General features: G+C 59.4%; 9 protein-coding genes, 4 tRNA genes, 1 pseudogene and 1 riboswitch. Of the genes and pseudogenes, 1 reads left to right on the top strand and 13 read right to left on the bottom strand.

All coding sequences use genetic code 11. The features are described 5' to 3' along the window. Window positions 1–23: 23 nt before the first annotated feature. A complete protein-coding gene (locus TM5383_RS14655; RefSeq protein WP_058319784.1) occupies window positions 24–551 on the bottom strand; it encodes a DUF1178 family protein in 528 nt (175 codons plus the stop codon). Window positions 552–875: 324 nt separating this feature from the next. Here TM5383_RS14655 and TM5383_RS14650 point away from each other — a divergent pair, with 324 nt between their 5' ends. Beyond that, on the top strand, window positions 876–2,438 hold the full coding sequence (locus tag TM5383_RS14650) for an ABC transporter substrate-binding protein (RefSeq protein WP_058319783.1): 1,563 nt from the start codon (window positions 876–878) through the stop codon (window positions 2,436–2,438). Window positions 2,439–2,516: 78 nt separating this feature from the next. Here the strand turns inward: TM5383_RS14650 and TM5383_RS14645 are convergent, their stop codons facing one another. The 12 genes and pseudogenes from TM5383_RS14645 to TM5383_RS14590 form a co-directional block, all read right to left on the bottom strand. Next, window positions 2,517–3,596 carry an FAD-binding oxidoreductase gene (locus tag TM5383_RS14645; RefSeq protein ID WP_058319782.1) on the bottom strand — a complete coding sequence of 360 codons (1,080 nt, stop codon included), beginning with the start codon at window positions 3,594–3,596 and terminating at the stop codon, window positions 2,517–2,519. A 5-nt stretch (window positions 3,597–3,601) separates the two neighbouring features. Further along, a complete protein-coding gene (locus tag TM5383_RS14640) occupies window positions 3,602–4,828 on the bottom strand; it encodes an aromatic ring-hydroxylating oxygenase subunit alpha (RefSeq protein ID WP_058319781.1) in 1,227 nt (408 codons plus the stop codon). A 113-nt stretch (window positions 4,829–4,941) separates the two neighbouring features. Beyond that, a riboswitch (cobalamin riboswitch) is annotated at window positions 4,942–5,127 on the bottom strand. Window positions 5,128–5,269: 142 nt separating this feature from the next. After that, a complete protein-coding gene (locus tag TM5383_RS14635) occupies window positions 5,270–6,175 on the bottom strand; it encodes a bestrophin family protein (protein ID WP_058319780.1) in 906 nt (301 codons plus the stop codon). A 236-nt stretch (window positions 6,176–6,411) separates the two neighbouring features. Beyond that, window positions 6,412–6,487, bottom strand: a tRNA-Thr gene (locus TM5383_RS14630). Between the two features lie 154 nt (window positions 6,488–6,641). Continuing rightward, window positions 6,642–6,716: transfer RNA gene (locus tag TM5383_RS14625), tRNA-Gly, on the bottom strand. Between the two features lie 48 nt (window positions 6,717–6,764). Continuing rightward, window positions 6,765–6,839, bottom strand: a tRNA-Gly gene (locus TM5383_RS14620). 41 nt (window positions 6,840–6,880) lie between these two features. Continuing rightward, a tRNA-Gly gene (locus TM5383_RS14615) sits at window positions 6,881–6,955 on the bottom strand. Window positions 6,956–7,143: 188 nt separating this feature from the next. Continuing rightward, window positions 7,144–7,548 (bottom strand): MAPEG family protein, encoded by a 405-nt coding sequence (locus TM5383_RS14610; RefSeq protein WP_058319779.1) that lies wholly within the window; start codon window positions 7,546–7,548, stop codon window positions 7,144–7,146. Window positions 7,549–7,639: 91 nt separating this feature from the next. After that, window positions 7,640–8,083: a DUF2314 domain-containing protein gene (locus TM5383_RS14605; RefSeq protein ID WP_159438563.1), complete on the bottom strand. Its 444-nt coding sequence runs from the start codon at window positions 8,081–8,083 to the stop codon at window positions 7,640–7,642. A 169-nt stretch (window positions 8,084–8,252) separates the two neighbouring features. Beyond that, window positions 8,253–11,691, bottom strand: a pseudogene (locus tag TM5383_RS14600) (pyruvate carboxylase). Between the two features lie 217 nt (window positions 11,692–11,908). Continuing rightward, complete coding sequence (locus tag TM5383_RS14595) at window positions 11,909–13,042, bottom strand: alpha-hydroxy acid oxidase (RefSeq protein WP_058319777.1); 1,134 nt, start codon at window positions 13,040–13,042, stop codon at window positions 11,909–11,911. 56 nt (window positions 13,043–13,098) lie between these two features. Continuing rightward, window positions 13,099–15,150 carry a sensor domain-containing diguanylate cyclase gene (locus TM5383_RS14590; RefSeq protein ID WP_231725168.1) on the bottom strand — a complete coding sequence of 684 codons (2,052 nt, stop codon included), beginning with the start codon at window positions 15,148–15,150 and terminating at the stop codon, window positions 13,099–13,101. Between the last annotated feature and the right edge of the window lie 48 nt (window positions 15,151–15,198).

Here is a 15,198-nt window from a genome sequence, read left to right as displayed (position 1 = left end):
GCAAGGATTTAAGGCGTATGTGATCAGTTCGTTTTGCGCTTCGGGGCGAAGGGCAGGGGCACCACGGGCACCCCATCGTCGATCAGCTCTTTGGCCTCTTTCAGGTTCGCCTCGCCGTGGATGGCGCGTTCGGGGGCGTCGCCTAGGTGCATGGCGCGGGCTTCTTCAGCGAAGGTGTCGCCAACGTATTCCGAATTCTCTTCGACCTGGCGTTTCATCTCGGCCATCGCCCGTTCCATTGCGCGCTCTTGGTCCGATCCGGCGCTGCGCAGGTTGGGGGGGGGCGTAACGGCGGGGGCGCTTTGTGTGGGCTGCGGCGCGATATCTGCGGTGTTTTCAGCCGCTTCGCGCGCGGCGCCCTCGCGTTTGGCGGCCTCTGCCTTGCGGCCGGATTGCACACGGGGGGCCATGATTGCCTTTTCCACCTCTGTGCTGCCGCATGTGGTGCAGCTGATCAGGCCGCGCGCTTTCAGCGTGTCGAAGGCATCGGCCGATTGAAACCAGCTGTCAAACCGGTGACCGTCGCTGCATTTCAGGGTGTATTGGATCATTTGGGGTCTTTCGGGCGGGCAGAGTGTGTAGGGCGCCAAAGCGTCGTGCAGAGGATATATATTCGAGCGCTGCGATCAATCAACCAGATGGATATGTTTGCCACTTTGCGTAAAACAGCGTCGCTCAAGCAGAATTGATTACCTCTAACATCATTATGTCTATACTATAAGCGATCTGCGGTCCAATTTGCCAAGTTTTTGTTCTTAAACACTTGTTTGCTGTCGTTAGCGTTGTAGCTTTGGGTTGCAGTAGGGCGCGAGAGCTGCCTTCGACAATTTTCCATAACGGTAAACTCGCGAACAAACGAACTCGGGGAGAGTAACATGAAGTTTCTAACAGTCTCGGCGCTGGCCCTTATGGTCGCCAGCGCTGCCTCAGCGGAGACATTCCGCTGGGCAGGTAAAACCGATCCACAGACGATGGATCCACATGCGGTGAACTCGGCCCCGGTGCTGGGGTTCCTCAACAACGTCTACGAAGGTCTGGTGCGTCGCGGCAAGGACATGGCGATTGAACCCGCGCTGGCCACCAGCTGGGAACCGATTGGCGATGGCGAAGGCTGGCGGTTCACCCTGCGTCAGGGCGTGACCTTCCACGATGGGTCCACCTTTGACGCCGAAGATGTGGTGTTCAGCTATCAGCGTGCATCCTCTGAAGGATCCGACACCCGCAGCTGGTTTGCGCCGGTATCGGACGTGAAAATGGTGGATGCCTACACCGTCGACGTGATGACCAAAGCGCCGAACCCGATCTTTCCGGACAGCATCGCCAACTGGATGATCATGGACAAAGGCTGGGCCGAGGCAAACAACGCTGGCCTGCCGGACAAGGAAAACGGCAACTACGCCACGCTGAACGCCAACGGCACTGGCGCCTTTATGGTCAGCGAACGCCAGCCCGGCCTGACCACCACGCTGGTTCCGTTCAGCGGCTGGTGGGATGAGGTGGAGCATAACATCACCTCCGCCACCTTTACCCCCATCGACAACCCAGCCACCGCAGTTGCGGCGCTGTTGTCCGGTGATGTGGACATGATCAACCCTGTGCCGATCCAGGATGCGGCGCGTGTCGATCAGCGCGATGGCCTGAAGGTGATCCGCGGGATCGAGGCGCGGGTGATCATGCTGGGCTTTGGCCATGAGGCGGATCAGCTGAAATACGGCGCCATGGCAGGCGAAAAGAACCCGTTCCAAGATGTGCGTGTGCGCGAAGCGGTGGCCAAATCGATCAACGTTGACGCCATCCGCCAGACCATCATGCGTGGTTCGGCAGAGGCGGCAAGCCAGCTGGTCAGCCCCGCAATGCGCGGCTATTCCAGCGCCAATGTCGACCGTCCCGCCTATGATCCCGCTGCCGCCAAGGCGCTGCTGGCAGAGGCAGGATATGCCGACGGCTTCTCCTTCGGTCTGAAATGCCCCAACAACCGCTATCTGAACGACGAAGCGGTCTGTCAGGCCGTGACCGGTATGCTGGCGCAGGTTGGCATCACCGCAGAACTGGACGCGATGCCGGTGCAGAACTATTGGCCGGAACTGCGCGCCGATAACTTCGATATGTATATGCTGGGCTGGAGCCCGGGCACCTTTGACCACGAACACCCCGTGCGTTTCCTCGTTACCACCCCGAACCCTGAGAAGAAGCTGGGCTCGTGGAACTTTGGCGGGTTCTCGGACGCGCGTGTGGATGAGCTGCTGCCGATGATCCAGTCAGAGATTGACGACACCAAACGTCAGGCGATGATTGATGAAACCGTGTCGATCTATCAGGACCAACACGCCTATGTGCCGCTCTATGTGCAGCCGCTGGTCTGGGGCACGCAGGACAACATCGAGCTGACCCAGCGTCCCGACAACTTCTTCATTCTGCGTTGGGTGACAGTGAACTGATCCCTCGCCAGAGGTCTGAAACGAAGAAAGCGCGCCCCGATAAGGGCGCGCTTTTTTGCTTTCGGCGGGTGGGTCTGGTCAGACCTCGACCTCGACCTTGCCGATGGGGTTTGAACAGCAGGCCAGAATATACCCTGCCTCGATGTCATCCTCGGAAATACCGCCGTTGTGGACCATGTGGACCTCGCCTGCGGTTTTCTTGACCTTACAGGTGCCGCAAACGCCGAAGGTACAGCCGGACGGGATGTTCAGACCCGCACCGCGTGCGGCGGCCAGAACGGTATCGGTTTCGGCCACTTTGGCAGTGACGCCCGAGGTGGCGAAGTGGATTTCCGCGCTGGTTGCGTCATCGGGGATCACGTCGTCCAGTTCGGGCTGTTCCGCCGCAGTTTCCACCGGCGCGCCGAAGCTTTCCTGATGGTAATTGTCCATGTCAAAGCCAAGGCCAGCCAGCGCTTCGCGCACGGCGGTCATGAATGGTTCGGGGCCACAGCAGTAGACCTCACGCTCCAGATAGTCGGGGGCCATCAGACCCAGCATCAGCTGGTTGAACTGTCCCTGATAGCCGGTCCAGGGGCTGTAGCGGTCGGGCTCTTCGACCACAAACTTCAGGTCGATGCCCGGCACACGGCTGGCCATCTGTTCCAGACGCTGACGGAAAATAATCTCCGACGGACGTTTGGCGCAGTTGATGAACACCACGTCCAGATCCTGACCTTCGTCATACATGCAGGTGGTCATCGACATCATCGGAGTGATGCCCGAACCCGCCGAGATGAACAGGAACTTGTCCGCCTTGCTGGCGGCATTGGTGAACAGACCAGCGGGGCCGATTGCCTTCATCCGCATGCCCGGTTGCAGGTTGTCCAGCATCCAGCGGGTGCCGATGCTGTCGGCCTGCGCCTTGGCGGTGATGGTGATGGTGCGCGGGCGCGATGGTGACGACGAGATGGTGTAGGTGCGGTGCACCACACCACCCGGCTGACCCGGTGCGGGGATTTCCAGCGTCAGGAACTGACCCGCATCATAGGAAAACAGCGCACCCGACGGGGCCTTGAACGAAAAGCTGGCGGTGTTGGGCACCTCGGGCACGACCGAGACACATTCCAGCATTTCGCTATCCTGCCAAACCTGTGCAGACGTCGAAGAAAGGGTCATAGCGTTTACTCCGCCGCCAGTGTTGCAGGGGCTGCGCGTTCGGCCAGTTTCGCGCAATACCATTCCACAAATTGCAGTACGCCGCTTTCTTGCAGGGGCGAGTAGGGGCCGGGGGTGTAGCTGGGGCTGTTGATACCCTGCTGGTTGTCCTCGACCACGCGACGGTCTTCGTCGTTGGTGGCCATCCACACCTCTGTCAGGCGCTTGAGGTCGTAATCCACACCCTCAACCGCGTCTTTGTGTACCAGCCACTTGGTGGTTACCTCGGTTTCGGTTGCGCTGATCGGGGTCACGCGGAACACGATCGAATGATCCGCGAGGAAGTGGTTCCAGGTGGTCGGGTAGTGGAATTGCAGCAGTGCGCCCGCATCGGCAAAGGGCACGCGGCCCAGCCAACGAAGCACAGCGGCCTTGCCGTCCATGGTGTAGCTTTCGGCGCCCTCTTTCAGCGGCATACGTGCGACGCGGAACTGGCCGTCGTCATGCAGGTAGAAGTTCGAGGCAACACCCGCCGCCTCGCAGCGATCAAAATGAGCCTGTAGGTGGGCCGGGGTTTCGCCACCTTCGCCGATGCCGGTCACGCTGGGATCATCAGGGTAGGTGCGGCACAGAGACGGATGGTTGCCGCCACAGTGATAGCATTCGCGGTTGTTTTCCCAGACCAGTTTCCAGTTGCCGTTCTCAACGATCGAGCTTTCAAAGGCGACCTTGGCGTTGCCCAAATCATGCGCTTCCAGATAGGGGCGGGCGATGTTGGCAAAGGTGTCGAAATCGGGGGCTTCGTCAGCGAGGCAGATGTACACCAGACCGGCCAACTCGCGGCAGTGTACGGTTTTCAGACCGTGTTTGGTGGGGTCAAATTCGGGGCCCATATCGCGTGCCCACAGCAGGCTGCCGTCCAGTTCATAGGTCCACTGGTGGTAGGGGCAGACCAGTTTGGGCGCATGGCCCTTGGCGGCTTTGCAGATGATCGAACCACGGTGGCGGCAGGTGTTGTGGAAAGCACGGATTTCACCGTCGGCCCCGCGCACGATGATGACGCGGTATTCACCGACCTTGTGGGTGACGTAGCTGCCGGCTTTCTCCAACTCGCAGGCGGCGATGGCAAACAGCCATTCGCGGTAGTGGATTGCCTCCAGATCGGCCTGATAGACCGCTTCGTCGGTGTAAAACGCCTGTTCCAAGGCATGTCCCGGCGTTCTGCGCGCCAGCAGTGTTTCAATCGCGTTCATTGTTCTAGCTCCCGTGCCGCGCCCCGCGGCGTTGCTGTTGCAGGAGACAAGGGGGTAGCCACAGCACACCGGGAGGAGGGTGCAGTGCAAAACCAGCCCCCACCGCCACCCGCGGTTTGACGTATCTGCAAGGCTGGTTTCCGGACTTGAAAGAGGGCGAGGCCACACGCTGACACCTTCCCGGGATCCTCCTCCCAGTGGTTTTAGGTCAACGCTTCTCTTCTATACCGTTGCGGGGGCAGTACCGGACTTGCACCGGTTTCCCAATTCTCTACCAGACCGTCTGGCGCGCATGAAATACGCGCATCTGGCCCAGCAGCACCTTACGGGGCCACTCTATTCACAGGCGAATGGGGCGTATAAACACAAGCGACATTTTCCGCGCCAAAACAGACAAAGTGGATTTTGCGCGCGTGGCCTATAGTAAATCCGTGGTGCGGATCAGCTGAGGATGTGGTTCTGTGCGGCCATTGGATCGGGGGTTTCCTGCTCCAACGCCTCAGCCACAGAAATTTCAATGGTGCGGCACATTGCGTCCAGTGGCAGGCCGTTTTGCACATTGCGAAATGGGCGCTCTAGTTCATTGGTGACGGCCTGCAACCCAAAGAAAACATAGGCCACAACTGCAGCAAAGACGGGGGCGAACCAATGCGTTGCCTCGATCAAGGCGAAGGGCAGTAGCCAGCAGTAAAGGTAGGTCGTGCGCCGCACCAATAGCGAATAGACAAAGGGCAGCGGTGTGGTGAAGATCCGTTCGCACCCCGCCTGTGCCAGTGCCAGCGAGGATAGGGATTGTGAAATGGTCATTTTACCAAATCCATCCAGTTCGCCCTGATCCGCTAGCGCACTGATCTGATCAGCCATATCCCGCAGGGCTGCATCCGCAGGGTTTTTGCAGGCCAGCATGGCGTCTGCCTTGTCTGCGCCAATCCAGTTCAGGATGTCCGACCGTACATTGACACCGCGTAGAAAACCGCGGTGCAAATGGGCAAAGGCCACAACCGACGACAGGATCTGCGCGCGCGCTGCACCATTGCCGACAAACACAGACATGTGCCGCCCCAAGGTGCGCACATCCGCAATCATCGCCCCCCACAGTTTGCGCGCTTCCCACCAACGGTCATAGGCAGCGTTGTTGCGAAAGCCCAAAAACAGCGACAGCGCAATCCCGAACACGCCCATTGCGGCAATCGAAATATGCGGCAACGTCACGACAAATCGATCAACCAGCAACACCGCAACAGTCAACAGCGCGATGCCTATGATCTTGCCGATGATCTTGGGGACGACAGAGCCCTGCATAACAAAAAACAGCTGTAGCGACGAAGGTTGCTCACGAACGATCATAAGAGGTGCCTTTGCGATGCGAAGAGTGGGAGGTGGGCTGGCTAGCGACATGCGGGCGTGGGGCAATTAACAACAGACCCCGCAGATATGAAAGGGGCGAAAGCGTTTGGCACATGGCGCGACGGCTAGCACGGTTGTGTATGCGACCGCGCGTTTGGGGGAAATTTGGCGCCGGTTTGGCAAGTCGCATGGTTGTCCATGGAGCGACGTGAAATTCCGGTACTTTCGGGAAATACTGGTGCCCCCACACGGACTCGAACCGCGGACCTACTGATTACAAATCAGTTGCTCTACCAGCTGAGCTATAGGGGCACGGCCAGCGTGCTGGCCTGCGCCTTGGATTAGCCGACAGGGCGGTGGGGTGCAAGGGGGCAAATGCTGGTAGGTGCGGGAAAAATGACAGATTGCTGCATGCGAACGATAAGTCCCACCGATGCAGATATGGTTGGTGTTGTGGGTAGTAAATTGGAGCGGGCGAGGCGATTCGAACGCCCGACCCTAACCTTGGCAAGGTTATGCTCTACCCCTGAGCTACGCCCGCTCCGTTGTGAACACTGACGCAGTTCTGACGCCTCCGGCTGGAGGAAGTTGGAGCGGGCGAGGCGATTCGAACGCCCGACCCTAACCTTGGCAAGGTTATGCTCTACCCCTGAGCTACGCCCGCTTCCTTTTGGTGGTTGGGTGACCACCGTGGGTATACCTAATTGGAGCGGGCGAGGCGATTCGAACGCCCGACCCTAACCTTGGCAAGGTTATGCTCTACCCCTGAGCTACGCCCGCTTCATTAGGTGAGGCGTGGAATACAAACACTGGCGGGGGGCCGCAAGTGGAAAATGTGTGGTTGGTGTAAAAAAGTGTAGCGGCTGAATTGCTCGCCGCGTTCTCAGCTACGCGACGCACTGGCCAGAACGCAAACAGGCCCAGCCGGGGCTGGACCTGATCGGATCATGACAGCTGTGGGGGCTGGGTCAAAGCAGGGTATGCGCCACCAGCCCAAGGCCCGACAGCAACAGCATCACAAAGGTCAGAATCATCCCGCCCTGACGCATGGGGATGATTTGTGGGTGGCGGCCAAATCCAACCGCGTGCAGCACGCGACCTGCGATGAACATGATGCCGAGTGTATGAACTGCCCACAGCGGTGCGCCCTGGAGTTCGACCACCAGCAGTAGGATCAGCGATATGGGCATGTATTCGCCGCAGTTGGCGTGGGTGCGCATGGCCTTCATCATCACCTTGTCGCCGCCATCGCCCTGCATCACCCGCTGGCGGATGCGCACGCGAATGACATGCACACTGAGCGCCAGATACAGCAGGGCAGCGAGGCCCGCATAAAGCGGGGTGGCAGAGAGGGCGGTCAGGTCGGTGGGCATCAGTTTTGTCCTGTTATGGCGGTTTCACCCCCAAGCTGCGAAAGCCGTACAGCCATTGCCAGAGTGAAACCGCTTGGGTGACGTAGGGGCGTTATTGGGGCAGCCTAGGATCTTCAGACAGCAATTGACGCAACTGGGCGGCCTGCGCGGCGTCTAAATGCGGCAGCATTGTGCGGGTGGTGTAGTTCCCATAAAGCGACTGGCCGTCGTAATAGGACCAATCCACGACCTCGGCGCGAGCAAATGTGACGGGGCTGCCCAGACTCGCATCGGGGATGGCGTTAGGGGCATTGGCAAATTGGCCGTGCATCTGGCCGTCCCCTAAATCTCTGAGGCTGTCGATCCAGATCACCTCGGTATTGATGTCGGGGTGTTCGATGGGGAAGCCGACCTTGACCGACAGGTTGGCAGGATAGCTGCCGTCGCTGTAGCGCAGGTAATCTAGCGCCGCGTTTAGACTGGCACGGGCGTCTGCGGTTGCGCGGTTCATTGCTTCATCATCGGTGGCGAATTCGACCACATCATCGCCTGCCAAAGCGGGGAGGGCGGGCAATAGAGCAGTGGGAAGCGCCAGAGATACCACCAGAGAAAGGGCGCGGGCAGATCTGGGAAACATTTGAAAACTCCAAAGAAAAATCGCGGACACAGTGGCCCGCGATTTATTTGGTGTCAACGCACGCTGTGCGTGCGGTGGGTGTGGGGGATCAGCCCAGTTCGACCAACAGGTCTTTGGCGTCGATCTGACCGCCCGGTTGTACGTGAACCGCCTTTACCACGGCCTTGCGTTCGGCGTGGATGCCGGTTTCCATCTTCATCGCCTCGATGGTCAGCAAGAGGTCACCTTCGTTCACCTCTTGGCCGACAGTGACCCCGACAGAGGCAACAACACCCGGCATCGGCGCGCCGATGTGATCAGGGTTGCCCAGCTCTGCCTTAGGACGGGCCGCGGTCGATGCTTTGACCAGACGGTTCGGCACGCGGATCACACGCGGCTGGCCGTTCAGCTCAAAGAACACCTTCACTTCGCCATTTTCGTCGGTTTCACCAATGGCCTGCAGGCGGATTTCCAGTGTCTTGCCGGGATCAATCTCTGCCGTGATCTCATCACCGGGTTCCATCCCGTAGAAGAAGGTCTGCGTCGGCAGGGTCCGTACGGGGCCGTATTGATCGTGGCGCTGCATGTAATCCATGAAGACCTTGGGGTACATCAGGTAGCCGTTCAGATCTTCATCGTCGATCTCGATACCACCCAGATCGGCGCTCAGCTTCGCACGGGTTTCTTCCAGATCAACAGGTGCCAGATGCGCGCCGGGGCGATCGGTGTTCGGTGCCTCACCCTTCAGGGCTTTGGCAACGATGCCTTCGGGGAAGCCACCCGGAGGCTGACCCAGGTTACCGCGCATCATGTCCACGACCGAGTCGGGGAAGGCCACGTCTTTGGCAGGATCTTCAACATCCGCACGGCTCAGACCTTGGGACACCATCATCAGCGCCATGTCACCTACAACCTTGGACGACGGGGTCACCTTCACGATGTCACCGAACATCTGGTTGGCGTCAGCATACATCTGCGCCACCTCGTGCCAGCGATCCTCCAACCCCAGCGAGCGCGCCTGCGCCTTGAGGTTGGTGAACTGCCCGCCGGGCATTTCGTGCAGGTACACCTCGGAGGCAGGGGCCGCCAGACCGCTTTCAAAGGCGGTGTACTGCGCGCGGACCTGTTCCCAGTAGTTGCTGATTTCACGCACACGGGCGATGTCGATGCCGGTGTCACGGTCGGTGTTTGCCAGTGCCTCGACAATGGACCCCAGGCAGGGCTGCGAGGTGCCGCCGGAGAAGGCGTCCATCGCCGCATCCACGGCGTCCACACCTGCATCAGCGGCGGCCAGAATGGTCGCGCCAGCGATTCCGGATGTGTCGTGGGTGTGGAAATGCACTGGAATGGACAGTTCCTCTTTCAGCGCCTTGACCAGCACACGGGCCGATGCGGGTTTGAGCAGACCCGCCATGTCCTTCAGGCCCAGCACATGTGCGCCTGCGGCTTCCAGCTCTTTACCCATGTTGACGTAGTACTGCAGGTCATATTTGGACCGGTTCGGGTCCAGAATATCGCCGGTGTAGCAGATGGTGCCTTCGCAGATTTTGCCTGCCTCGTTCACCGCATCCATCGCCACGCGCATGTTTTCCACCCAGTTCAGGCTGTCAAACACGCGGAACACGTCGATGCCCTTGGCGGCCTCTGCCACGAAGGATTGCACCACGTTGTCGGGGTAGTTGGTGTAGCCCACACCGTTTGATGCACGCAGCAGCATCTGGGTCATCAGGTTTGGCATACGCTCGCGCAGGTCGCGCAGACGCTGCCACGGACATTCCTGCAAGAAGCGGTAAGCCACATCAAAGGTCGCACCGCCCCAGCATTCTACCGAGAACAGCTCCGGCAGGTTGCTGGCATAGCTGGGCGCCGCGCGCACCATATCGATCGACCGCATACGGGTCGCCAGCAGCGATTGGTGACCGTCACGCATGGTGGTGTCGGTTAGCAAGAGTTTCTGCTGCGCCAGCATCCAATCGGCAACGGCCTTCGGCCCCTCAGCCTCCAACAGGTTGCGGGTGCCTGCGGGGATATCAACGCTGTGCTCCGGCGCCTTGGGCAGTTTCAGATCAGCGGCAGGGGCAGGGCGGTCGGTGGTTTCAGGGTGCCCGTTGACCGAGATATCGGCGATATAGGTCAGAACTTTGGTGCCACGGTCGCGGCGCTTGGCAAAGTTGAACAGGTCGGTCGATTCATCAATGAACTTGGTCGTGTATTCATTGCTGAGGAAGGTCGGATGCTTCAGCAGGTTTTCCACAAACGCGATGTTGGTCGAAACCCCACGGATACGGAATTCACGCAGGGCGCGGTCCATCCGGTGAATCGCCGCCTCTGGCGTCGGGGCCCATGCGGTTACCTTGACTAGCAGCGAGTCATAGTACCGCGTGATCACCCCGCCCGAATAGGCCGTGCCGCCGTCCAGACGGATGCCCATGCCGGTGGCCGAACGGTAGGCGGTGATGCGGCCATAGTCGGGGATGAAGTTGTTTTGCGGATCCTCGGTGGTGATCCGCGTCTGCAGCGCGTGGCCGTTCAGGCGGATGTCGTCTTGGGACGCCTTGCCGGTCGCCTCCGCCAGGGTCTTACCCTCTGCGATCTTGATTTGCGCCTGTACGATGTCGATACCGGTCACTTCTTCGGTGACGGTGTGTTCCACCTGAACGCGCGGGTTCACCTCGATGAAGTAGAACTTGCCGGTTTCCATATCCATCAGGAACTCAACAGTACCTGCGCATTCGTAGTTCACATGCGAACAGATGCGGCGGCCCAGCTCGCAGATTTCGGCGCGCTGTTCGTCGGACAGGTAGGGGGCAGGGGCGCGTTCAACTACCTTTTGGTTGCGGCGCTGAACGGAACAGTCGCGTTCCCACAGGTGGTAGATCTCACCGTGGCTGTCGCCAAGGATCTGCACCTCAACGTGGCGGGCGCGGGTGATCATCTTTTCCAGATAGCCTTCGCCGTTGCCAAAGGCGGCTTCGGCTTCGCGGCGGCCTTCCAGCACCTTCTCTTCCAGCTCATCTTCACCGTAGATCGGGCGCATGCCACGACCGCCGCCGCCCCAGCTGGCTTTCAGCATCAGGGGGTAGCCGATTTTGGCCGCTTCGGCTTTGATCGCGGCCATATCGTCGCCCAGAACCTCGGTCGCGGGGATCACGGGAACGTCTGCTGCGATGGCAACCTTACGGGCGCTGGCCTTGTCACCAAGGGCGCGCATGGTTTCGGCCTTGGGACCGATGAAGGTGATGCCGTTTGCGGCACAGGCGTCGACGAAATCGGGGTTTTCCGACAACAGGCCATAGCCCGGGTGGATCGCGTCAGCGCCGCATTCCTTGGCCACGCGGATGATTTCGTCGATCGACAGATAGGCCGCGACCGGCCCCAGACCTTCACCGATGCGGTAGGCTTCGTCCGCCTTGAAGCGGTGCAGGCCCAGTTTGTCCTCTTCGGCAAAGACTGCAACGGTGGTTTTGCCCAGCTCGTTCGCCGCCCGCATAATGCGAATGGCAATCTCACCCCCGGTTGGCAATCAGGATTTTGTTGAACTCAGACATGGTGCGCCCTCCCGCGTTCCGTGAAAATTCTGTGACAGTGCTTGGCACGATGCTGCATCGCAGCGCAACGGTTTTGATCCATATCGGTCACAAAAAGTGACCAAAGATCATTGTTGTGCTGCAAATTTGCATTAAAGGCGCCTCAATGCGAGAATTGTGCGCATTTTTGCACACCAAATTTAGCAATGAGCCGAGTCACCTCACACTGTTGTCGCGCTCACTCTAAGCGGCGGGAGGCCAGTTCGTTTGGTCTGCGCACGCCCATCTGTCCCATATTCGCGACAAGATCGCGGCGTAATATATCCACCAGATGGTCCGGCCCGCAGCGCCCCAGCGCGCCGAGTGCATAATGCCACGCGCGGCCCATCATGACAAAATCCGCCCCCAGTGCCAGCGCACGGCAGATGTCGAGCCCCCCCTCAATCCCGCTGTCAAAGATGACCGGCAGGCGGGTTTGCGCGCGGATCTTTGGCAGGACATCGATGCTGGCAGGGGCGGCATCAAACTGCCGTCCAGCGTGGTTGGAGACCCAGATCCCGTCCACGCCTGCCGCCTCCAGCGGTTTGACATCGCGGGCATCCATCACGCCCTTGACCACCAATGGCCCGTCCCAGGCATCGCGCAGCGCCTGTAGATAGGACCAATCCGGCGAGGTGCGCAGTAGGTAGCCGGCATGTTCGGTTGAACTTAGGCCCGTCACCGCATCCGCGTAGCTGTCGATCAGACGCATGCGCGGCATGCCCATCCGCGCCATGCCCATGGCCCAGACCGGGCATCGTGCTACCTGCGTCATCAGGCGGGGGGTTAAGCGCGGTGGGCTGGTCAGGCCAGATCGCACCTGCCGTTCACGGCGGCTGGCCACTGGCACGTCAACCGTTAGCACCAGTGTGGTAAACCCCGCATCGCGGGCCCGTTTCAGCATATCGGCGCGAATATCAGGATCGCGTGGCGGATAGACCTGAAACCAGCCATTGCCGTCGATGCAGTCGCTCACATCTTCTGGTGTGCGGCTGGCGACGGTGGACAAGCCATAGGGAATGCAGTGCTGGGTGGCGGCGCGGGCCAGGATTCGTTCGGCATTTGGCCAAAACAAACCCGACATGCCCACAGGTGAAACACCAAAAGGCAGTGCATACTGCTTCCCGAATAGATCCACTGACAGATCCACGTCCTGTTCCCCGTGCAGGATTGACGGCATCAGTTGCACGGCATCCAGCTGACTGCGGTTTCTGACCTGTGTGCGTTCATCACCTGTCGCGCTGTCCAAGTATTCAAAAACAAACCAAGGCATACGCTTGCGGGCCTTGGCGCGCAGGTCGGAAAGGGCGGGGTAACGTTGATGCAAATCCATTCCGCATAGTTTTCCCCTGCGCTCGGATTGTCCAGTGCTGAACCGGCGCTTTGTGGTTACTGTGCTGCAATCACTGGCGGGGTGTCTTTGTCGTCGTCATCGGGGCGTTGTTGATCCGCGTTCAGATCGTTTTGCCATGTGGTGATTGCATCAGCCTCGCTTCGCTGAGGGCTTGGGTTGGCTGTGGCGTCACGTGGTTCGGGGGCGGCGCCGGTGGCCTGTTGCACCTGATTGCGGCCGCGCGCCTTGGCTTCATAGAGAGCTTCATCAGCGCTGCGCATCAGATCCTGCGGCATGGTGCCGTGCTGTGGGTAGTGCGATACGCCCAGCGAAATCGTGACTGTTGGCAACGTTTTGTCCCCATAACGCAGCGCGATCGCCTCCACCGCTTGCCGCAGCGCTTCGGCTTTGATCAGGGCATCTTCATCGTAAACGCCGGGCAGGATCAGCGTGAACTCTTCGCCACCGGGACGGCAGGCAACCTGATCGCCATCGCAGGCCTTTTCAAGGGCAGAGCCGACCGCGCGCAGGATCATGTCACCTGCATCATGTCCGTGGTTGTCGTTGAATTTTTTGAAGTGATCTACATCTACCGCAATCAGGCTAAGTGGCGCGCCCGTGTTCTGGCTTTGGCCGATGGCCTTGCGCAGGGTTTCGGTCATGTGGCGGCGGTTGAACAGGCCGGTCAGCGGGTCGCGTACCGACTGATCCTGCAGTTGGTCGCGCATCCGAACGTTGGCAATCGCCATGGAAATTTGTTCCGCACACATGCGCGCCAATTTCTTGTTCTGGCGAAAGTTTGCTTCGTGTCCCTCTGCCGCGCGTAGGTGCATCAGTCCGACGGTTTCACCATGCGCCAGAATGGGGAAGCAGTAGTAAGGGCGGCCGTCATGGGGTTCGGCGTGGTCGCAGACAAAATCAACCTCGGACGCGCCATATTCATAGGTGCGCCCACGTCGCAGGCCCCAGCATTCCTCGGGGTGGATATGCGGCTTCACCGTTCCGCCGTTCCATTTAGCCGACCCATCCAGCACATCGCGAGAATTGGAATAGACATAAACACTGCCCTCTGCGTTGGGCAGAATATGGGTCATGAAACGGGCGACCATTTGAAACAGCTCCTCCAGCGAGTGACTGGATTGTAGCCATTCATTCAGCTCGCCTAGCAGCTGAACTTCGCGGGCAAGCTGCAGTTGCTGATCAATGATTTCGCGCTCTTTGGTGTTGCGCCGGTTCAGCTGGGCAACATGGCGGGAATTGTTCCGGTGCAGCATCCAACCGGCAGATATCATTGTGATCAGGACCGCCCCCACAATCACAGACAACAACAGACGGACACGGTTCATGACGCTTGCGCGCATGTCGGTGACATCGGTGTAGAATTCGATGGCACCATCAAAATGGCCATTGTGCATGAAGGGCACATAAATTTCCGCCACATGCCGCGTGTCGCTGGAGGCCCCTTGAGACAGATAGGCTGGGTCAATTGGGGCGGAAGGTGGGGGAGGACTGTGGTCCTTGCCCTCATCCACATGATCTGCCTCATGGTCATGATGACCAGGTGCTGCATGACCATTTCCGTGATCCGCCGCCTCATGTTGTGCCGGATCCTGCGGAGAGGCAATGCCGTGGTCATGGGGGGCATCAATGTCATGTTCCAATGCGCTGGAGGCCGCGATTTCCCAGGCCGCTTTTTCCTCGGTCTTGTAGAATATCTGACCTTTGGCGACCTTTTGGTGAAAATACTCCCCCTCTTCGACATACCCAACCTTGCCGCCATCGGTGGACCAGAACACCAGACCCTGGCCATTAAACAGATGAAATCGGTAGACATCGGTGGCCTGCACCAGCAGGTGCAGGAACCGTTGATCGTGATCGCTGACGATGGAATTGGTGAAACTGTGTTCGGCATCATCCAGCTGCAGGATCACCTGTCGTTTCCACAGTTCGGCCTGCGCGTGAATGTCATCGCGCACCAGCCGTTCCGCAATTGGGGCCGGCGCCCAGACCACTGCGGCCATAGCCGACAGCAACATTGCGGTTAACAGGGTGATCAATCCCGCCCCGCGTTGCAGTGATTTCAGAAATTCGGTGAATTTGGTGGTCATTGGCCGCCTCTCTTTCTCAACCCCGCTGGCAGCCTGACAGAGAACACT

Source organism: Thalassovita mediterranea (assembly GCF_001458435.1).
In the GTDB taxonomy this organism is placed as follows: domain Bacteria; phylum Pseudomonadota; class Alphaproteobacteria; order Rhodobacterales; family Rhodobacteraceae; genus Thalassobius; species Thalassobius mediterraneus.
The sequence above is the reverse complement of the archived record's forward strand: the minus strand, read 5'-3'. Positions and strand labels throughout refer to the sequence as shown.